Origin of the sequence: Aquibium sp. A9E412 (genome assembly GCF_030398335.1) — a bacterium.
Taxonomy (GTDB): domain Bacteria; phylum Pseudomonadota; class Alphaproteobacteria; order Rhizobiales; family Rhizobiaceae; genus A9E412.
In genome coordinates this window covers 135,929-155,058 of the sequence record NZ_JAOAOP010000001.1, presented here as the reverse complement: position 1 = coordinate 155,058, position 19,130 = coordinate 135,929, and the positions used below count along the sequence as shown (strand labels likewise).

20 protein-coding genes are annotated in these 19,130 nt (G+C 70.4%); 17 read left to right on the top strand and 3 right to left on the bottom strand.

The genetic code is table 11. The features are described from left to right. Positions 1 to 88 precede the first annotated feature (88 nt). Positions 89 to 1,717: an acyl-CoA dehydrogenase family protein gene (locus N1F89_RS00740; protein WP_290080526.1), complete on the top strand. Its 1,629-nt coding sequence runs from the start codon at positions 89 to 91 to the stop codon at positions 1,715 to 1,717. Here N1F89_RS00740 and N1F89_RS00735 read toward each other — a convergent pair. After that, the gene (locus N1F89_RS00735; protein ID WP_290080524.1) at positions 1,699 to 2,637 is read right to left on the bottom strand and encodes an AEC family transporter; all 939 of its coding nucleotides are present in this window, start codon (positions 2,635 to 2,637) and stop codon (positions 1,699 to 1,701) included. The genes N1F89_RS00740 and N1F89_RS00735 overlap by 19 nt on opposite strands. 132 nt (positions 2,638 to 2,769) lie before the next feature. On the opposite strand from N1F89_RS00735, the gene N1F89_RS00730 reads away from it, so the two are divergent. Further along, on the top strand, positions 2,770 to 3,282 hold the full coding sequence (locus N1F89_RS00730) for a hypothetical protein (protein WP_290080523.1): 513 nt from the start codon (positions 2,770 to 2,772) through the stop codon (positions 3,280 to 3,282). Further along, complete coding sequence (locus N1F89_RS00725; RefSeq protein WP_290080522.1) at positions 3,282 to 3,593, top strand: DUF6105 family protein; 312 nt, start codon at positions 3,282 to 3,284, stop codon at positions 3,591 to 3,593. The genes N1F89_RS00730 and N1F89_RS00725 overlap by 1 nt, the downstream gene beginning before the upstream one ends. On the opposite strand, the gene ruvX is transcribed toward N1F89_RS00725, so the two are convergent. After that, the gene (ruvX, locus tag N1F89_RS00720; protein ID WP_290080519.1) at positions 3,560 to 4,045 is read right to left on the bottom strand and encodes a Holliday junction resolvase RuvX; all 486 of its coding nucleotides are present in this window, start codon (positions 4,043 to 4,045) and stop codon (positions 3,560 to 3,562) included. The genes N1F89_RS00725 and ruvX overlap by 34 nt on opposite strands. A gap of 74 nt (positions 4,046 to 4,119) precedes the next feature. On the opposite strand from ruvX, the gene N1F89_RS00715 reads away from it, so the two are divergent. From N1F89_RS00715 to N1F89_RS00665, 11 genes are all read left to right on the top strand, one after another. Further along, positions 4,120 to 4,827 carry a metal-dependent hydrolase gene (locus tag N1F89_RS00715; protein ID WP_290080518.1) on the top strand — a complete coding sequence of 236 codons (708 nt, stop codon included), beginning with the start codon at positions 4,120 to 4,122 and terminating at the stop codon, positions 4,825 to 4,827. Between the two features lie 204 nt (positions 4,828 to 5,031). Next, complete coding sequence (gene gatC, locus N1F89_RS00710; protein ID WP_290080515.1) at positions 5,032 to 5,319, top strand: Asp-tRNA(Asn)/Glu-tRNA(Gln) amidotransferase subunit GatC; 288 nt, start codon at positions 5,032 to 5,034, stop codon at positions 5,317 to 5,319. A 128-nt stretch (positions 5,320 to 5,447) separates the two neighbouring features. Beyond that, positions 5,448 to 6,929 (top strand): Asp-tRNA(Asn)/Glu-tRNA(Gln) amidotransferase subunit GatA, encoded by a 1,482-nt coding sequence (gatA, locus tag N1F89_RS00705; protein ID WP_290080513.1) that lies wholly within the window; start codon positions 5,448 to 5,450, stop codon positions 6,927 to 6,929. Further along, on the top strand, positions 6,923 to 7,528 hold the full coding sequence (locus tag N1F89_RS00700; RefSeq protein ID WP_290080511.1) for a hypothetical protein: 606 nt from the start codon (positions 6,923 to 6,925) through the stop codon (positions 7,526 to 7,528). Before gatA ends, N1F89_RS00700 begins: the two co-directional genes overlap by 7 nt. Before the next feature lie 25 nt (positions 7,529 to 7,553). Continuing rightward, entirely contained in the window at positions 7,554 to 8,429 is an 876-nt protein-coding gene (locus N1F89_RS00695) for a YdcF family protein (RefSeq protein ID WP_290080510.1), read from the top strand. Positions 8,430 to 8,592: 163 nt separating this feature from the next. Continuing rightward, on the top strand, positions 8,593 to 8,724 hold the full coding sequence (locus N1F89_RS00690) for a hypothetical protein (RefSeq protein ID WP_290080719.1): 132 nt from the start codon (positions 8,593 to 8,595) through the stop codon (positions 8,722 to 8,724). Positions 8,725 to 9,331: 607 nt separating this feature from the next. Further along, a complete protein-coding gene (locus tag N1F89_RS00685) occupies positions 9,332 to 10,732 on the top strand; it encodes an L-serine ammonia-lyase (protein ID WP_290080508.1) in 1,401 nt (466 codons plus the stop codon). Positions 10,733 to 10,796: 64 nt separating this feature from the next. Then, positions 10,797 to 11,228 (top strand): DUF1489 family protein, encoded by a 432-nt coding sequence (locus N1F89_RS00680; RefSeq protein WP_290080507.1) that lies wholly within the window; start codon positions 10,797 to 10,799, stop codon positions 11,226 to 11,228. Between the two features lie 124 nt (positions 11,229 to 11,352). Next, entirely contained in the window at positions 11,353 to 12,291 is a 939-nt protein-coding gene (locus N1F89_RS00675) for a division plane positioning ATPase MipZ (RefSeq protein WP_290080506.1), read from the top strand. 72 nt (positions 12,292 to 12,363) lie between these two features. Continuing rightward, positions 12,364 to 13,101: a VWA domain-containing protein gene (locus tag N1F89_RS00670; protein WP_290080505.1), complete on the top strand. Its 738-nt coding sequence runs from the start codon at positions 12,364 to 12,366 to the stop codon at positions 13,099 to 13,101. Beyond that, positions 13,098 to 13,793, top strand: a complete 696-nt coding sequence (locus N1F89_RS00665; RefSeq protein WP_290080504.1) for a DnaJ domain-containing protein — start codon at positions 13,098 to 13,100, stop codon at positions 13,791 to 13,793. The genes N1F89_RS00670 and N1F89_RS00665 overlap by 4 nt, the downstream gene beginning before the upstream one ends. Before the next feature lie 55 nt (positions 13,794 to 13,848). On the opposite strand, the gene N1F89_RS00660 is transcribed toward N1F89_RS00665, so the two are convergent. Further along, positions 13,849 to 15,243: a D-alanyl-D-alanine carboxypeptidase gene (locus N1F89_RS00660; RefSeq protein ID WP_290080503.1), complete on the bottom strand. Its 1,395-nt coding sequence runs from the start codon at positions 15,241 to 15,243 to the stop codon at positions 13,849 to 13,851. A gap of 250 nt (positions 15,244 to 15,493) precedes the next feature. Between N1F89_RS00660 and N1F89_RS00655 the strand changes: the two genes are divergently transcribed. From N1F89_RS00655 to clpA, 3 genes are all read left to right on the top strand, one after another. Beyond that, on the top strand, positions 15,494 to 15,820 hold the full coding sequence (locus N1F89_RS00655) for a phasin family protein (RefSeq protein ID WP_290080501.1): 327 nt from the start codon (positions 15,494 to 15,496) through the stop codon (positions 15,818 to 15,820). Positions 15,821 to 16,082: 262 nt separating this feature from the next. Then, entirely contained in the window at positions 16,083 to 16,433 is a 351-nt protein-coding gene (gene clpS, locus N1F89_RS00650) for an ATP-dependent Clp protease adapter ClpS (RefSeq protein ID WP_290080697.1), read from the top strand. Between the two features lie 7 nt (positions 16,434 to 16,440). Next, entirely contained in the window at positions 16,441 to 18,894 is a 2,454-nt protein-coding gene (clpA, locus tag N1F89_RS00645; protein WP_290080499.1) for an ATP-dependent Clp protease ATP-binding subunit ClpA, read from the top strand. Positions 18,895 to 19,130: the final 236 nt, after the last annotated feature.

The following is a 19,130-nucleotide window of genomic DNA, read 5'->3' as shown; positions in this document are numbered from 1 at the left end:
TTTCTTGGCGTGCGCCCCCGGCCTCTGGTTATAAGGGGGCCGGCGCGCCGCGGACGGCCCGGGCGCGTGGCGTTCGAGAGGAGCATGCGTGACCGACGAGGTTATCAACCAGCCGCCGCCGATGACCGGCACCAATGCCTGGCGCGGCGACCCGCTTCTTGTCCAGCTCGCCGAGGACTTCGCCGACCCCGTGCGCCGCGACCTCGATGCGCTCGGCCGCTTCGTGCGCACGCCGGAGGCGGTCGATCTCGCCCGCCTCGCCAACGCCGAGACGCCGGTGCTGCGCACCCATGACCGCTACGGCCGGCGCGCCGACCTGGTCGAGTTCCATCCCGCCTACCACGCGCTGATGCGCCGCTCGGTGGCGCTCGGCCTGCACGCCTCGGTGTGGGAGGAGAGCAACGCCGAGAAGGGCCGCCGCCACCAGATCCGCGCCGCCCGCTTCTACATGATGGCGCAGCTCGAATGCGGCCATCTGTGCCCGATCACCATGACCAGCGCCTCGCTCGCCGCGCTGATGGCCAGCCCCGAGCTCTATCGCCGCTGGTCGCCGCTGGTGACGACGCGCAAATACGACCATTCGCACCGTCCGGCCGGCGACAAGACCGGCGTCACGCTCGGCATGGGCATGACCGAGAAGCAGGGCGGCACCGACCTGCGCGCCAACACGACGCGGGCCGAGCCGGCTAGCGACGGCCGCTACCGCATCACCGGCCACAAATGGTTCATGTCGGCGCCGATGTGCGACGCCTTCCTGGTGCTCGCCCAGGCGCCGGAGGGGCTGTCGTGCTTCCTCGTGCCGCGCATCGCCGAGGACGGCACCGGCAACGGGCTGCATTTCCAGCGTCTCAAGGACAAGCTCGGCAACCGCTCGAACGCCTCCTCGGAGGTCGAGTTCGTGGCCGCCGAGGCCGACATGGTCGGCCGCCCGGGCGAGGGCGTGAAGACGATCATGGACATGGTGACGCTGACGCGGCTCGACTGCGCGGTCGCCTCGTCGGGCATCATGCGCACCGCGCTCGCCGAGGCGGTGCATCACACGCGCCACCGCCAGGTGTTCGGCAAGCCGCTCGTCGACCAGCCGGTGATGACGCGCGTCCTGGCCGACATGGCGCTCGACGTGGCGGCGGCCACGGCGCTGTCGTTCCGCCTGGCGCGCGCCTTCGACGAGGCGGCCGACAGCCGCGCCGAGGCCTCCTTCGCCCGCGCGCTGACGCCGGCGGTGAAGTACTGGGTGTGCAAGATCACGCCGGCGCTCACCTACGAGGCGATGGAGTGCCTGGGCGGCAACGGCTACGTCGAGGAGGCGCCGATGGCGCGCCACTACCGCGAGGCGCCGCTCAACGCCATCTGGGAGGGCTCGGGCAACGTCATGGCGCTCGACGTTCTGCGCGTCCTCAACCGGGCGCCCGGCCTGTTCGAGGAGGTGCTCGACGGCATCGGCCGCGATCTCGGCGAGGTCGGGCAGGGCACCATGGAGGTGCTGCGCGCGGCGATGCGGGTGTGCCAGTCCGACGAGGGCTCGGCGCGCATCCTCACCGAGCAGCTCGCGCTGGCGGCGGCCGCCGCCGAGCTGCGCCGTCTCGGCGCCGGGCGCATCGCCGACGCCTTCGTGGAAACCCGGCTGGCCGGCCAGTGGCGCGCCACCTACGGCATGCTCGACGCCCGCTTCGACGCCGGCGCCATCGTCGACATGCTCTACCCCGAGGCGAGCTGAGCGGTCACCGACAGGACGAGCGGAATCGTGAAGAAGGCGATCGCCGTCTGCAGCGTCACGACGGCGGCGTAGAAGCCGGCGTCACCGCCGAGCTGGCGGGCCAGAAGATAGCCGTTCATCGCCGTCGGCACCGCCGCGCACAGGCCGAGATAGTGCAGCTCCGGCCCGCGCACCCCGAAGCCGACGGCGATCGAGATCAGCAGCAGCGGGAAGACGGCGAGCTTGAGCGCCACCGCGATCCACATCGAAAGCCGCGGCCGCAGCACGTCGCCCGGCCGCAGGCCGGCGCCGATCGCCAGCAGCCCCATGCCGAGCGCCGCCCGGCCGACCAGGTCGAGCGTCTCGTTGAGCGGGCCGTAGAGCCCGAACGGCTGCCAGCGCACCGCCAGCGCGGCGAGCGAGGCGAGAATCAGCGGATTGAGCGCCAGCCCGCGGAAGACGCGGCGCCAGCCGCCGCCGGTCTGCGCGAAACGCGTGACGACGAGCACCGAGGCGGCGTTGACCGGCACGATGATGACCGCCATCACCAGCGCCACGACCGCCGCGCCGGCCGGCGGAAACAGCTCCTCGGCGATCGCCAGCGCCATGAAGCCGTTCCAGCGCAGCCCGGTCTGGAACAGCGAGGAATACTGCGACCGGGCGACCAGGCCGCTCGCCCGCAGCGGCGGCCACAGCGCCAGAAGCAGCACGATCATCAGCGCGATGGCGGCGAGCAGCGCGGCGAACAGCGCGTCGAGCCCCAGGCCCGAGAAATCGGCGTTGACGATGGTGACGAACAGCAGCGCCGGGTAGAGGAACCAGAAGCCGAGCTGCTCGAGGCCCGGCCACGCGGCGTTGTCGACGCCGGGAAACCGGCGCAGCAGGTTGCCCGCCGCGATCAGCAGGAAAATCGGCAGGATGCTTTCGAAGACGGCCGGCATGGTGGTCCGCTGCTGTTAGGCCGGCCGCACGCGCCTGTAAAGCGCGACCCGTGCTCCGTTAACCTTAACGAATGGTATGCGTTGCGGGCGCGCGGCGCGGCGTCCACTGTCGCAGCACGAGGAAAGGATACGATGGCGCGCCTCTTCACAGCCCTGCTCATGATCTACTGGACGATCGCCTTCGCCCTGGCGGTGACCGGCGGCCTCGATCGCGTTGCCGGGCCGGTCTCGACCGGCCTCGGCGCGGTGTCGGGCGGCGGGCTCGTTCTGCTGCTCGGCGGCGGGCTGGTGGCGGCGCTGTTCCTCTGGGCGGCGGTCAGCCTGCTGTTCGAGCGCTGCGTGGAAGAGGGGCACTCGCTCGCCCTGGCGCGGCTCGCGACGGTGGGCGCGCTGGTGCTCCTGGTCGGCGCGCAGGCGGCCGGCCTGTCCGTCTTTGCCGATCAGGCGCAGGCCGCCGTGGTGGCCGCGCTGGTGGCGAGCTACGTCGTCGTGCTGCTGCGCGGCACCGGCGAGGCGCGTCCGGCCGACGCGGCCGGCCGCGAAAGCCGCGCCACCGCCCGGCTGATGGCGCTCGGCGCGGCGCATGCCAGCGTCCTGGGGCGGCGCGGCACCTGGCAGGGGGCAGGGCCCGAGGGGCACGGCTGATGCGCTACATCCTGATCTTCTGGGCGCTGCCGCTCGGCCTGTTCTGGGGCTGGTACTTCCTGTCCTACAACGACATGCACTTCGGCTACCTGTTCCTCAGCCGCGCCGTGCACGACCTCGCCTTCGATCTCTACGGCCAGATGCTCGGCATCGACCCGGAGATCATTCCCGGCCTGGTCGCCAAGGCCTGCGTCGTCGACACCGGGCTGATCTTCGCCATCTACGGCTTCCGCCGCCGCCGCGCGCTGATCGGCGGGGTGCGCGGCCTGCGCGCGCGCTATTTCGGCGCCCGTTCCCTGCCCAGCGCCTGAAGCCGGTCGAGCGCCCCTTGCAGGATGAAGGCGGCCGCCGCCGCGTCGATGCGCGCGGCGCGCCGGGCGCGCGACACGTCCATCTCGAGAAGCGCGCGCTCGGCCGCCGCCGTCGACAGCCGCTCGTCCCAGAAGGCGAAGGGCAGGTCGGTCAGCCGCGCCATGTTGCGCACGAAGGCCCGCGTGGCCTGCGCCCGCGGGCCTTCGCTGCCGTCCATGTTGACCGGCAGGCCGACGACGACGCCGCCGACCGCATCCGTCTCGAAGGCCGCCAGCAGGGCCTCGGCGTCGCGCGTGAACTTGCGCCGCGCAATGACGCCGCGCGGGCTGGCGAGCGACAGGCCGCGGTCGGACACCGCCAGGCCGATCGTCTTGGTGCCGAGGTCGAGCCCGGCCAGCGTCGCGCCGGGCGCCAGCGCCTCGGCCAGCGCCGCGATGTCCACCACGGTCATCGTCGCATCCCCCTTTTGACAGCGTCGCGCGGACCACTATCCTTGCCGCCGACGTTCAGCGAGGAGGTTTTCCCATGCAGCTCACCTGGTACGGCCATTCCACCTTCCGCGTCGAATCGGGCGACGCCAGGATCCTGATCGACCCGTTCCTGAGCGGCAATCCGTCGTGGGACGGCGGCTGGGAAGGGCCGGCCGAGGGCGTCACCCACGTGCTGCTGACGCACGGCCACAACGACCATGTCGGCGACACGCTCGACATCCTCAAGGCGAGCGGCGCGATGCTGGTCGCGGCCTACGAGGTGTGCATGTACCTGGTCGGCCAGGGCGCGGCGGAAGACCGCATCAACCCCGGCAACCACGGCGGCACCGTCGACTGCGGCGGCTTCACCACCACCTTCGTCAATGCGCTGCATTCCTCCTCCTTCGGCGGCGACGGCGGCGGCAACACCTATCTCGGCAACCCGCTCGGCCTGGTGCTGCACTTCCCGGGCGACAAGACGCTCTACCACATGGGCGACACCGACATCTTCGGCGACATGGCGCTGATCAACGAGCTGCACGAGCCGAAGATCGGCCTGGTGCCGATCGGCGACCGCTTCACCATGGGCGGCGCCGTCGCCGCGCTCGCCTGCCGCCGCTTCTTCAAGTTCGAGACGGCGATCCCGTGCCACTACGGCACCTTCCCGATCATCGACGCGAGCGCTGAGACGTTCGTCGAGGGCATGAAGGGCACGGACACCGACGTGCTGGTGCCCAAGATAGGCGAGCCGGTGACGCTGTAGCCGCGCCGCGCGGCGGCGCCGCGCGTCTGCGCTGTTGCGTGCCGGAGCCGCCGCCAGTATAGCGCACGGGCGGTCCTGCAGCGTTTGCAGGCGAAGTGGACACCATTTCGCCGTTCGCAATCGCGTCAAAGCAATAACTTGGAGCCGGTCTGCGATTCCGTGAAAAGCAGATCGGCTTCGGGAAGCAGCCTTTCGGAGAGCACGATGTCGGTCGACAGGGACACGGTCAAGCGCGTGGCGCATCTCGCACGCATCGCCATCGGCGAGGACGATGCCGAGCGCATGACGGGCGAGCTCAACGCCATTCTCGGCTTCGTCGAGCAGCTCGGCGAGGTCGACGTGACGGGCGTCGAGCCGATGACCTCGGTGATTCCGATCGCCATGAAGAAGCGCCGGGACGCCGTCACCGACGGCGGCCGCGCCGCCGACATCCTGGCCAACGCGCCGGCCAGCGAGGAGGGCTTCTTCCTGGTGCCCAAGGTCGTGGAGTAGGCGGTGGCCGCCCCCGACCGCCGCGGCTGCGCGCGCTGCGCAGCCGGGCCCGGCCATCGCGGCGCGCCGCGGCCGGACTATCCTTCCAGGGCGCCGAGCGGCGCCGACGCAGCCCGAACGGACGCCCGATGAGCGAACTCACGAACCTGACGATTGCCGAGGCGCGCGCGCGCCTCGAGAAGCGCGAGATCACCGCGGCCGAGCTGACCGACGCCTATCTGGCGGCGATCGAGGCGGCCAATCCGACGCTCAACGCCTATGTCGCGGTGACCGCGGACAAGGCGCGCGCCATGGCGGCGGCCTCCGACGCGCGGCTGGCCGCCGGCACGGCCGGCGCGCTCGAGGGCATTCCGCTCGGCGTCAAGGACCTGTTCGCCACCGAGGGCGAGCACACCCAGGCCGGCAGCCACATCCTCGACGGCTTCCGGCCGCCCTACGAATCGACCGTGACGGCCAATCTGTGGGCCGACGGCGCGGTGATGCTGGGCAAGCTCAACATGGACGAGTTCGCCATGGGCTCGTCGAACGAGACGTCCCACTACGGCCCGGTCGTCAATCCGTGGCGCGCCGAGGGCGACGACAAGGCGCTGGTGCCCGGCGGCTCGTCGGGCGGCTCGGCGGCCGCCGTGGCCGCCTGGCTGTGCGCCGGCGCGACCGCCACCGACACCGGCGGCTCGATCCGCCAGCCGGCCGCCTTCACCGGCACCGTCGGCATCAAGCCGACCTACGGCCGCTGCTCGCGCTGGGGCACGGTCGCCTTCGCCTCCTCGCTCGACCAGGCCGGGCCGATCGCGCGCGACGTGCGCGACGCGGCGATCCTGCTGAGGTCGATGGCCAGCGTCGACGACAAGGACACGACCTCGGCCGACGTTCCGGTGGCCGACTACGAGGCGGCGATCGGTCGCTCGGTGAAGGGCATGCGCATCGGCATTCCGAAGGAATACCGCATGGACGGCATGCCCGGAGAGATCGAGGCCGTGTGGCAGCAGGGCATCGCCTGGCTGCGCGCGGCGGGGGCGGAGATCGTCGACATCTCGCTGCCGCACACCAAATATGCGCTGCCGGCCTACTACATCGTCGCGCCGGCCGAGGCCTCGTCCAACCTGGCCCGCTACGACGGCGTGCGCTACGGCCTGCGGGTGCCGGGCCGCGACCTTCTGGAGATGTACGAGAACACGCGCGCGGCGGGCTTCGGCGCCGAGGTCAAGCGCCGCGTCATGATCGGCACCTACGTGCTGTCGGCCGGCTACTACGACGCCTACTATCTGCGCGCCCAGAAGGTGCGCACGCTGATCAAGAAGGATTTCGAGGACGTCTTCGAGGCCGGCGTCGAGGCCATCCTGACGCCGGCGACCCCGTCGGCCGCCTTCGGCATCGGCGATCAGGACATGGCCGCCGACCCGGTCAAGATGTACCTCAACGACGTCTTCACCGTGACGGTGAACATGGCCGGCCTGCCGGGCATCGCTGTGCCGGCGGGGCTCGACGGCAAGGGCCTGCCGCTCGGCCTGCAGCTCATCGGCCGGCCGTTCGACGAGGAAACGCTGTTCGCCACGGCCCACGTGCTGGAGGAGGCGGCCGGCCACTTCGCGCCGCGGCGCTGGTGGTAGCCGCGCCCGACACCGAACCCGTCATCTCGCCGGCTGCCGTCGGCAGCCGCATCCTGATCCGCCGCACCGGCGACGGCACCGGAATCTACAACCCGGCGCGCCGCTCGCTGCCGATGATCCTGTTCCTGCTGGTCTGGCTCGCCGGCTGGGGCGCGGGCGAGTATTTCGTCCTCGCCACCATCGCCGAGGGCGCGCCGCTGCCCGTCTTCCTGTTCCTCGCCCTGTGGCTGGTCGCCTGGACGGTCGGCGGGCTCACCGTCGCCGCGGGCATCGCCTGGCAGGTGGCCGGCAGCGAGCGGCTGTTCCTGCTCGACGACGGCGTGCTCGTCGCGCAGTCCGGCATCGGCCCGTTGCAGCGCCGGCGGCTCTACGAGGCCGCGCGCATCACCGGCCTGCGGCTCGTCGACCGGCGCCGGGCGGGCGGCGTCTACGGGCCGACCGCCGGACGCATCGGCTTCACGCTGGACGGCAGCGACCACACGGTCGGCATCGGCCTCGAAGACCGCGAGGCGGAGGCGGTGCTGGTGCTGCTGCAGGAATTCGTCGCCCGCTTCGCCGCGCCCGACGAGCCGCTCGCCGCCGGCGCGGCCGACGGCTGAGCCGGCCGGGACGGGAGGCGGCGCCGTGTTCTTCGTCCTGTCGAAGGTCTTCTGGGCGCTGGCGAGCCCGTTCTCGCTGTCGCTGATCCTGCTTGCCGCGGCGCTCGTCCTGCTCGCCGCGGGCTGGCGGCGCACCGCCGCCGGCGCGGTCGGCGGCGCGTTTCTGATCCTGGCGCTGGCCGGCTGGACGACGCTCGGCGCGCTCCTCATGCATCCCCTGGAGGACCGCTTCGTCCGGCCGCCGACGCTGGCGGGACCGGTCACCGGCATCGTCGTACTCGGCGGCGGCCTGGAAGGCGGCGTCAACCGCGTGCGCGGCGGCTACGAGCTCAACAGCGCCGGCGACCGCTTCGTCGAAGCCGCCGCTCTCGCCCGCCGCCATCCGGACGCGCGCGTGCTGGTGACGGGCGGCACCAGCGCGCTGCTGCTCGAAGGCGAGGGCGACGCGGCCACCGCGCCGCGCCTCCTGGCCGCGCTCGGCGTGGCGCGCGAGCGGCTGCTGCTCGACAACGCGGCGCGCAACACGCACGAGAACGCGGTCAACGCGCATCGGCTGGCCGACCCGGCGCCGGGCGAGACCTGGCTGCTCGTCACCTCGGCCTTCCACATGCCGCGCGCCGTCGGCGTCTTCCGCGCCCAGGGCTTCGCCGTCGTGCCGTGGCCGACCGACTACCGCACGAGCGGCGCCGAATGCATCGGGCCGGCCGAGGACAACGCGCTCGACTCGCTCGAGAACACCTCGCTCGCCATCCGCGAATGGATCGGCCTTGTCGCCTATCGGCTGACGGGGCGCACGCGCACGCTGCTGCCAGCTCCGCGGGAAGCGCCGGACGACGCCGCGAATTCGCCACACCTGTTGACGAATGGTGAACGGCGCGAACAAGCCAAGAACTTGAAATAAAAGAATCTTTTCCGGCCGCTTCGGTCCGCTGTCCCGTTTGCGCCCCGGCCTCGCCGCATTTGCGGTTGCAGGCGCGCTGCAGGCGGAGTATCCGGACGCCGTGACGGTCGGCGTTGCGCGAGCGAATCGCCCCCGACCCGACGACAACAAGCACGGGATAATCATGGACGACAGCGTTCACAAATCCTGCTGGGGCGTCACCGCCAAGGCAGTGATCGGTTTCGCCGGCATCATCCTGCTCGCCTGGCTGTTTGCCGGGGCCGAGACGGCAGCGGTGGTCGCTGCCTCGAGCTGACGTCTCGAAAGGGTCCGGCGCGTTCCCGGGCGAAGGGGCAACCGGTTCGCCACCGGGAGACGGATCGGAACGACGCATCAAGGCCGCTCTGCGATTCGGCCGAAACGCGGAGCGGCGACAGAGACGGGCAGGGCGCGGCGGCAACGCCGCGCCTTTCCTTTGGCGCCGTCGCCGCGCCGGCCCATGTCGCTGGCCGACGACGCGCCGTCGCGGCCAGGCCCGGCATCCGCCGGCCGGCTGGAGCATGGTGCGGCCGGATGCGCGGCCGGCGGCGCCAAAGCGTTTCCAGGCGAAGTGGGAACCGGTTCGCCGTCCGGAAACGCGTCAAGCCAACAAGCGTTTCCAGGCGAAGTGGGAACCGGTTCGCCGTCCACAAACGCGTCAGGCCAAAGCGTTTCCAGGCGCAGTGGAATCCGGTTCGCCGTCCACAAACGCGTCGAAACAAAAAGCTGGAGCCGATCTGCGATTCCGTGAAACCAGAACGGTTCTGGACGCGGAGAAGGCGACCGGCAAGGCCACGGTCATCGGTAAGTGGCTTCACGCCGCTCGGCATCATGGTCTAAGGATCGGGCCGCGGGCCCGCGCCCGTGCGATCTGGAGGCGCTGCATGTTCCTGTCGGTATTCGAGCTGTTCAAGATCGGCATCGGCCCGTCGAGCTCCCACACGATGGGGCCGATGACGGCGGCCCGCCGCTTTCTCGACGAGATCGCCGGCGACGACTGGCCGCGCCCGGCCGGCGCACGGGTGGCGCGGCTTGCCGTCAGCCTGCACGGCTCGCTCGCCTTCACCGGCGTCGGCCACGGCACCGACCGGGCGGTCATCCTCGGCCTGGCCGGCGAGACGCCGCTGACGGTCGATCCCGACCGCACCGAGGCGATGCTCGCCGATATCGCCGCCGCGCGGCGCGTCGCGCCGCCCGACCATCCGGCCTACCGCTTCGATCCCGAAAGCGATCTGCTGCTCGACCGCAAGACGCCGCTGCCCGGCCACGCCAACGGCATGGCCTTCAGCGCCTTCGATGCCGACGACCGGCTGCTGCTGCGGCGCGTCTACTATTCCGTCGGCGGCGGCTTCGTGGTGTCGGAGGAGGAGCTGCAGGCGCTCAAGGCGGCCGGCGACCGGCCGCCGGCGACCGACGTGCCCTATCCCTTCGCCAGCGCGCGGCAGATGCTCGACATGGCGGCCGCCAGCGGCCTGTCGATCGCCGAGATGAAGCGCGCCAACGAGGAGACGCGCATGTCGCGCGCCGAGCTCGACGCCGGGCTCGACCGCATCTGGCAGGCGATGCACGCCTGCATGGAGCGCGGCCTGTCGCAGGACGGCACGCTGCCCGGCGGGCTCAAGGTGCGGCGCCGCGCACGCCAGCTTCACGACCGTCTCGAGGACGAGTGGCGCACCAACCGGCCGAACCCGCTGCTCGCCAACGACTGGCTGTCGGTCTACGCCATGGCCGTCAACGAGGAGAACGCCGCCGGCGGCCGCGTCGTCACGGCGCCGACCAACGGCGCGGCCGGCGTCGTGCCGGCGGTGCTGCGCTACTGGCAGCGCTTCCACGTCGACGCCGAGCATGGCGGCATCCGCGACTTCCTGCTGACGGCGGCGGCCGTCGGCGGCATCGTCAAGCACAACGCCTCGATCTCCGGTGCCGAGGTCGGCTGCCAGGGCGAGGTCGGCTCGGCCTCGGCGATGGCGGCGGCCGGGCTCGCCGCTGTGATGGGCGGCACGCCGGCGCAGGTCGAGAACGCCGCCGAGATCGCGCTCGAGCACCATCTCGGCATGACCTGCGACCCGGTCGGCGGGCTGGTCCAGGTGCCGTGCATCGAGCGCAACGCGCTCGGCGCGGTCAAGGCGGTGACCGCCGCCTCGCTCGCGCTCAAGGGCGACGGCACGCATTTCGTGCCGCTCGACGCGGCGATCGAGACCATGCGCCAGACCGGCCACGACATGAGCGAGCGCTACAAGGAGACGAGCCAGGGCGGGCTGGCCGTCAACGTCATCGAATGCTGAGCCGCCCTGTGGAGAACCGCTGCCGCGCGTTGACCGGGCGCGCCGCGCCATTACATCCTCGGCCATGGCCCTCAACCTGCTGAAACTGTGTGTCGGCTGCGACAGCGTCGAGGATCTCGAAGGCTGGATCGCCCACCGGCTGGAGGAGAAGCGGCGGCGCGGCGAACCGGCCGAGAGCATCCACACCACCCGCATGGTGCCGAAGCGCCGCGACGCGTTGCTCGACGGCGGCTCGCTCTACTGGGTCATCAAGGGCACCGTGCAGTGCCGCCAGCCGCTGATCGACATCCGCCCCTTCACCGATGGCGAGGGCGTCGGCCGCTGCCGGCTGGTGATGGCGCCGCAGCTCGTGCGCACCGCCTTCCAGCCGCGCCGGCCGTTCCAGGGCTGGCGCTACCTGCGGGCCGAGGATGCGCCGGCCGACCTCGCCGCCGGCGGCGACGAGGACCTGCCGCCGGCGCTGCATCGCGAACTCGCCGAGCTCGGCTTGCTGTAGCGCTGCGCGTCCGCCGGTCTGTCCGGCCGCGGACACACTTTACCATGGCTGGAAGCCGTCCCCGCCGCAGCGTTGAAAAAAGCCGCGAAAGCAGGCATCTTTCCAGCGGGTGTGGAGTACGGCCATGTGGGAGACGGGCTTTTCGGCGAAGCCGGCCGCATCGGATCGCGGCAACGCGCATGTCATCGTGTGCGGCAACGAGAAGGGCGGCTCGGGCAAGTCGACCACGGCGATGCACATCGCCGTCGCGCTTCTCAAGCAGGACCACCGCGTCGCCACGGTCGACCTCGACGGCCGCCAGCTCTCGCTCACCCGCTATGTCGACAACCGCCGCCGCTGGTCGGCCAGGGGCAGCCTCGACCTCGCGGTGCCGCAGCACTTCCACGTGCCGCCGGCGCGCCGCGACAGCGTCAGCGACGCCGAGAGCGAGGAGTTCGCCCATCTCAGCCGCATCATCGCCGAGATCCAGACCGCGCACGACTTCGTGGTCATCGACACGCCGGGCGCCGACAGCTTCCTCAACCGGCTGGCCCACCGCATCGCCGACACGCTGATCACGCCGATCAACGATTCCTTCATCGATTTCGACGTGCTGGCGCGCGTCGACCCGCTGAGCCACGAGATCGTCGAGGTCTCGCAGTATGCCGCCGCCGTGCGCGAGGCCCGGCGCGAGCGCCGCCGCACCGACGGCACGGTGCTCGACTGGGTCGTGCTGCGCAACCGCATGTCGAGCATCACCTCGCGCAACGAGCAGAAGATCGACCGCTGCCTGCGCGACCTGTCGATGCAGCTCGGCTTCCGCATCGCCGACGGCATCTCCGAGCGCGTCATCTTCCGCGAGTTCTTCCCGATCGGCCTGACGGCGCTCGACGATTTCGAGGAGCACGTGCTGGGCTCGAAGCCGACGCTGTCGCATCTGGCCGCGCGCCAGGAGATCCGCCAGCTCCTGTCGGCGCTGCGCCTGCCGACCGACGAGCGCGGCCATCGCCGTGCCGATGCGCGCCGGCGCTATGCCGAGACCGTCAGCCGGCCGCTCGCCATGCCCGACATATTCGCCGGGTAAAACCGCCGCGCGGCCGGCCGCGGGCGCTCGCGCCGGCTTGCAACCGCCCGCGTTGCGCCACATCTTCTGGCCATGGGTGACAGGAACACACCAACGACGACCGGCCGACGCGGCGACCTCGCGCAGAAGCGCTCGAGCGCCGGCGACGTCGAGACCTTTCTGCGCCAGGCGCGCGCCATCGCCACGCCGGCCGGCAAGGGCGGCGGGCGGCTGGTTCTCGCGCTCGACGCGACGATGAGCCGGCAGCCGACCTGGGATCTTGCCTGCGCGCTGCAGGCGCGCATGTTCGATGCCGTCGGCGGAATCGGCACGCTCGACGTCCAGCTCGTCTATTTCCGCGGCTTCGGCGAGTGCCGCGCCTCGCGCTTCGTGCGCGACACCGAGGCGCTGAAGAACCTGATGACGCGGATCGACTGCCGCGGCGGCCGCACGCAGATCGGCAAGGTCCTGTCGCACGCGCTCAGGGAAAGCCGCCGCGGCAAGGTCAACGCGCTGGTCTATATCGGCGACGCGATGGAGGAGCCGGTCGACGATCTGGCCGCCAAAGCCGGCGAGCTCGGCCTGCACGGCGTGCCGGTCTTCCTGTTCCAGGAGGGCGGCGATCCTGTCGCCGAGACCGCCTATCGCGAGATCGCGCGGCTCTCCAAGGGGGCCTATTTCCGCTTCGACCGCAATTCCGCCGACACGCTGGCGAAGCTTCTGTCGTCGGTCGCCGTCTATGCCGCCGGCGGCCTCGCCGCGCTCGAGGCGCGCGACCGGCCCGAGGACCGGCTGATGATCGGCCACATGCGGTCCGGCAAGGACCGATGACCGTCCCCTTCATGTTCTTCGCGCTGCTGCTCGTCGGCTTGCTGGCGGCGCTGATGCTGGTGAGGACCAGTCCGGCGCGCATCGCCGGCACGCTGCGGCTCGTCGGGCCGGTGCTGCTCGGCGCGGCCGGCGGCATCCTGCTTCTGGCCGGGCGCGCCGGCGCCGGCGCCATGCTGATGTCCGGCGCGCTCGCCTGGTATGGCGCGCAGCGCGGCAAGCGCGGCGCCCGGCGCAGCCCCGGCCAGCGTTCGAGCGTACGCTCGGCGGCGCTGGAGATGGAGCTCGATCACGACAGCGGCGCGCTGCGCGGCACCGTTCTGACGGGCCGCTACCAGGGGCGCGACCTGTCGGACATGCAGCTCGGCGAGCTGCTGGCGCTGCACGGCGAGATCGCCGGCGACGCGGAGAGCCGGCAGCTACTCGAGGCCTATCTTGACAGCCATTTTCCCGTCTGGCGCGAAGGCGCGAATGCGCACGAGCGCGATAGGCAGGGCGGCACGGCGACTGCGGGCGCCATGACTAAGGAGGAGGCCTACCAGATCCTTGGTCTTGAAGCCGGCGCCGCTCCGGCGGAGATCCGCAAGGCGCACCGCCGCCTGATGCAGCGCCTGCATCCGGACATGGGCGGCTCGTCTTTTCTGGCGGCGCGCATCAACGAGGCCAAGGACATCCTGTTGTCCGATCACGACTAGCTCTCCTTCGACGACAGACTTTTCCAGGAGGAGGGAGGAGGACGGCGCCGGCGCCTCAGCGGGCGACGGCGTAGCAGGAAATCCCCTTGCGCTTGAGCGCGTTGCAGGTGTCCCACGCGGCGTCCTTCGAGGCGAAGCCGCCATAGCGCGCGCGATGGTAGGTGACGCCGCCCTTTTCGAAGGTCTCGGTGAAGCCGGTCGCCTGGGCGAGCAGCGTTCCGACCTGGTCCTTGGTGGCGTCGAGGAAGGCGCGCGCTTCCGCGTCGGACGGCATCGAGGCGACCTGCACGACCCAGCCGCTCGGCAGCCGGCTGCCGGCCGCCGGCTGCGGCTCCGGTTCGGCCTGCACGGCGGCGGTCACCGGCGCGGCGGTCGTGGAGGCGGTGCGCACCGGGTCGACCGGCTGCGGCGGCCGCTTCGGCTCGACCAGCGGCATCGGCACCGTCGCGGCCGTCTCGGCGGCATAGGCGGTGACCACGGGGGCGGGGGCCTGCGGCCGGCTGGTCGGCAGCGGCACCTGGTTGCCGGGGATCATGCCGGCGACGAAAGCCGGCGTGCCGCCCTTGTCGGCGACCAGCAGCCGGTCGCGCCCGGTCGAGGCCTTCGGCAGGTAGCGGCGCAGCAGGTCGGTCATGTGCGCGTTGCGGCTGGCGCCCGAGCGCCCGCCCATCACCACCGCGACCACCGAGCGGTTGCCGTCGACCACCGAGGTGACGAGGTTGAATCCCGAGGCGCGGATGTAGCCGGTCTTGATGCCGTCGACGCCCTTGACGCGGCCGAGCAGGCGATTGTGGTTGCCGTAGCGGCGGCCGCCATAGGTGAAGGAGCGCGTCGAGAAGTAGCCGTAATATTTGGGATGGTGCTCGCGCAGCGCCAGGCCGAGGCGCGCCATGTCGCGCGCCGTCGTCTTCTGCCGGCTGTCGGGCAGGCCGTGCGCGTTCTTGAAGGTGGTGCGGCTCATGCCGAGCTGATGCGCCTTTTCCGTCATCAGCCGCGCGAAGCCGTCCTCCGAGCCGCCGAGGAACTCGCCGACCGCCGTCGCCACGTCGTTGGCCGACTTGGTGACCAGCGCCTTGATGGCGTTCTCCACGGTGATCGTGCCGCCGGCGCGCAGGCCGATCTTCGACGGCGGCTCGGCCGCCGCCTTGCGCGACACGGGAATCCGCGTGCCGAGCGAGATGCGCCCGCTCGAGAGCGCCTCGAAGACCATGTAGAGCGTCATCATCTTGGTCAGCGAGGCGGGGTAGCGATAGGCATCCGCGTTGTCGGCATAGAGCGTCTTGCCGGTCTTGGCGTCGATCACCAGGCCGGCATATTTCGGGTTCGCCGATGCGCCGCCGGCGGCCGAGACCACCAGCGCGAACGCGACGAGAAAGACAGGGACGATCTTGCGGGAAAGCCGGAACGGCCCGGCGAGGTGAGCCAACCCCATACGCACTATGGCACCCATTGGACGATCGTGTTGCAGATGATGCGGCAGTGCCGCGCCTTTCCCGCAACCCTAGGGGCCGGCACGTTACCAATCCGTTTATGGTAACCGTGTGGTTGATGGGTTGGCTGCGACTTTATGCGCATTCGACCGATCGGCCGCCGGCGGCCGTGATCCGGCCGGCTTGACAAATTGTGCAGTGCACACTAAATGATGCCGCATCGCACAAACAAGGGCCGCCCGCGATGCGCGGCCGGCAAGGAAGGCACCGATGTTCCAGTTCGACCAGATCAGCAAGATGAGCAAGGAGCTGATGGACAGCTCCCTCGAGAGCTTTGCCGCCATGTCCAAGGGCCTGCAGGCGATCAACGTCGAGGCGGCCGAGTATTCCAAGCGCTCCTTCGAGCAGGGCACCGCCAGCTTCGAGAAGCTGGTGTCGGCCAAATCGCTCGAGAAGGCCTTCGAGCTGCAGAGCGATTTCGCCCGCCAGGCCTATGAGGGCTTCGTCGGCCAGACCAGCCGCATGGGCGACCTCTACGCCGACATGGCGAAGGACGTCTACAAGCCGTTTGAGTCGGCCCTCGCCAAGGCGAAGTAGGCTCCGGCAGCCGGTTTCAGCCGTTCCGGGGCGCTTCGGCGCACCCGGCAAGGCCCGGTCGCGCAGTGCGCGGCCGGGCTTTTTTGCGCTGCGCGCGGCCTTGCCGGGGCCAATCACGCGGATTTGCCGCCGCCGCCCCTTCCGGCCGTATTGTCAGCGGCTGCGAAGGCCTTAAAATTATCGCATGAGTGCTTACATCTCGGGTCCGAGGTCAGGCGAAGGCGAAAGGGTATCTGGGGTTTTGACGACCGACGGGGAAGCCATGCGAGGCCGGTTCGTGCGCATGCAGGATGGCGAAGGCGATGGCGATGGTGGCGGCCGCGGCACCGCGGTGATCACCAAGACGAAGACGAAGACCAAGAAGCCCAGCCTGTACCGCGTCCTGCTGCTGAACGATGACTACACGCCGATGGAGTTCGTCGTCCACGTGCTGGAGCGGTTCTTCCAGAAGGACCGCGAGGCCGCGACCCGCATCATGCTGCACGTTCACAACCACGGTGTCGGCGAGTGCGGGGTCTATACATTCGAAGTGGCCGAGACCAAAGTGTCCCAGGTCATGGACTTTGCCCGTCAGCATCAGCATCCGCTGCAATGCGTGATGGAGAAGAAGTGAGGTACTAATGCCGGCTTTCTCGCAAGGCTTGGAGCGCGCTCTCCATCAGGCGCTGACCTACGCGAACGAGCGCCATCACGAGTACGCGACGCTCGAGCATCTGCTGCTGGCGCTGATCGACGACGCCGACGCGGCCGCGGTGATGCGCGCGTGCAACGTCGACCTGGACGAGCTGCGTCAGACGGTGCTGACCTATGTCGACACCGAGCTCGACAACCTGGTGACCGGCTACGACGAGGATTCCAAGCCGACCGCCGGCTTCCAGCGCGTCATCCAGCGCGCCGTCATCCATGTCCAGTCGTCCGGCCGCGAGGAGGTGTCCGGCGCCAACGTGCTCGTCGCCATCTTCGCCGAGCGCGAGAGCCACGCCGCCTACTTCCTGCAGGAACAGCAGATGACGCGCTACGACGCGGTCAACTACATCAGCCACGGCATCGCCAAGCGGCCGGGGGCGACGGAGGCGCGCACCCCGCGCGGCGCCGAGGAGGACCAGCCCGGAACCGCCGGCACCGAGGCCGAGGAGGGCGCCAAGAAGAAGCAGCAGGACGCGCTGTCGGCCTACTGCGTCAACCTCAACGCCAAGGCGCGCGCCGGCCGCATCGACCCGCTGATCGGCCGCGCCTCGGAGATCAACCGCACCATCCAGGTCCTGTGCCGGCGCTCCAAGAACAACCCGCTCTATGTCGGCGATCCCGGCGTCGGCAAGACGGCGATCGCCGAAGGCCTGGCCAAGCGCATAGTCGAGGGCGAGGTGCCGGAGGTGCTGAAGGGCTCGACCATCTTCGCGCTCGACATGGGCGCGCTGCTGGCCGGCACGCGCTATCGCGGCGATTTCGAGGAGCGGTTGAAGCAGGTCGTCAAGGAGCTCGAGGAGTTCCCCGGCGCGGTGCTGTTCATCGACGAGATCCACACGGTGATCGGCGCCGGCGCCACCTCGGGCGGCGCGATGGACGCCTCCAACCTGCTCAAGCCGGCGCTGTCGTCGGGCACCATCCGCTGCATCGGCTCGACCACCTACAAGGAGTTCCGCCAGTTCTTCGAGAAGGACCGGGCGCTGGTGCGCCGCTTCCAGAAGATCGACGTGAACGAGCCGACGGTCGAGGACGCGATCGCCATCATGAAGGGGCTGAAGCCCTATTTCGAGACGTTCCACAAGGTGCGCTACACCAACGACGCCATCAAGGCGGCGGTGGAGCTGTCGGCGCGCTACATCTCCGACCGCAAGCTGCCGGACAAGGCGATCGACGTGGTCGACGAGACCGGCGCCTCGCAGATGCTGCTGCCCGAATCGCGGCGCAAGAAGACGATCAGCGTCAAGGAGATCGAGACGACGATCGCCACCATGGCGCGCATTCCGCCCAAGACGGTGTCGGCCGACGACGAGAAGGTGCTGGCCGGTCTGGAGACCGAGCTCAAGCGCGTCGTCTACGGCCAGGACCAGGCGATCGAGGCGCTCGCCTCGTCGATCAAGCTCGCCCGCGCCGGCCTGCGCGAACCGGAAAAGCCGATCGGCTCCTACCTGTTCTCCGGCCCGACCGGCGTCGGCAAGACCGAGGTCGCCCGCCAGCTTGCCGCCTCGCTCGGCGTCGAGCTGCTGCGCTTCGACATGTCGGAGTACATGGAGCGCCACACCGTCTCGCGGCTGATCGGCGCGCCGCCCGGCTATGTCGGCTTCGACCAGGGCGGCCTGCTGACCGACGGCATCGACCAGCATCCGCACTCGGTTCTGCTGCTCGACGAGATCGAGAAGGCGCATCCCGACCTGTTCAACATCCTGCTGCAGGTGATGGACCACGGCAAGCTGACCGACCACAACGGCAAGCGCATCGACTTCCGCAACGTGATCCTCATCATGACCACCAATGCGGGCGCCGCCGACCTCGCCAGGCCGGCCATCGGCTTCGGCTCGTCGAAGCGCGAGGGCGACGACATGGAGGCGATCAACCGCATGTTCTCGCCGGAGTTCCGCAACCGGCTCGACGCGGTGATCCCGTTCGGTGCGCTGCCGGTGCCGGTGATCCACCAGGTGGTGCAGAAGTTCGTCATGCAGCTCGAGGCGCAGCTCGCCGAGCGCCGCGTGACCTTCGACCTGAGCGACCGGGCGATCGCCTGGCTCGCCGACAAGGGCTACGACGAGCGCATGGGCGCGCGGCCGCTCGGCCGCGTCATCCAGGAGCACATCAAGAAGCCGCTCGCCGACGAGGTGCTGTTCGGCAAGCTGAGGAAGGGCGGCACGGTGCGCGTCGACGTCGGCCCGAACGAGGCCGGCGAGGACGTCCTGGTGCTCGAGGCGCTGCCCGACGAGGCGCCGGTCAAGCCGAAGCGCGAGGCGCCGCCGGCCAAGCCCGCGGCGAAGAAGCCGGCGCGCAAGAAGCCGAAGGCCGCCAAGCCGAAGGCGCCGCCCAAGCCAAAGGAGCTGCCCAAGCGCTCCATCGTGCCGCAGCTGCCGCGCAAGTCGTAGGCCGCGGCCGGCCGACGCCACAGGCTCGCGAGGCGGGGCCGGCGCATGCGCCGGCCCCGTGTCGTTTCGGCCCGCGCGCCCGCGCGCCGGCCGCTGGTCCAAGCAAAAGCGGGGCGGCGGGCATGGCCGCGCCGGCCGTCGCTTGCTAGAGGACGGTGTGTTCCGAGGGAATCGGAACGGGCGTTCTATCGATTTGCGGTCGCATCGTCGTTTGCGCAAAGCCGGCCCCGCTCATT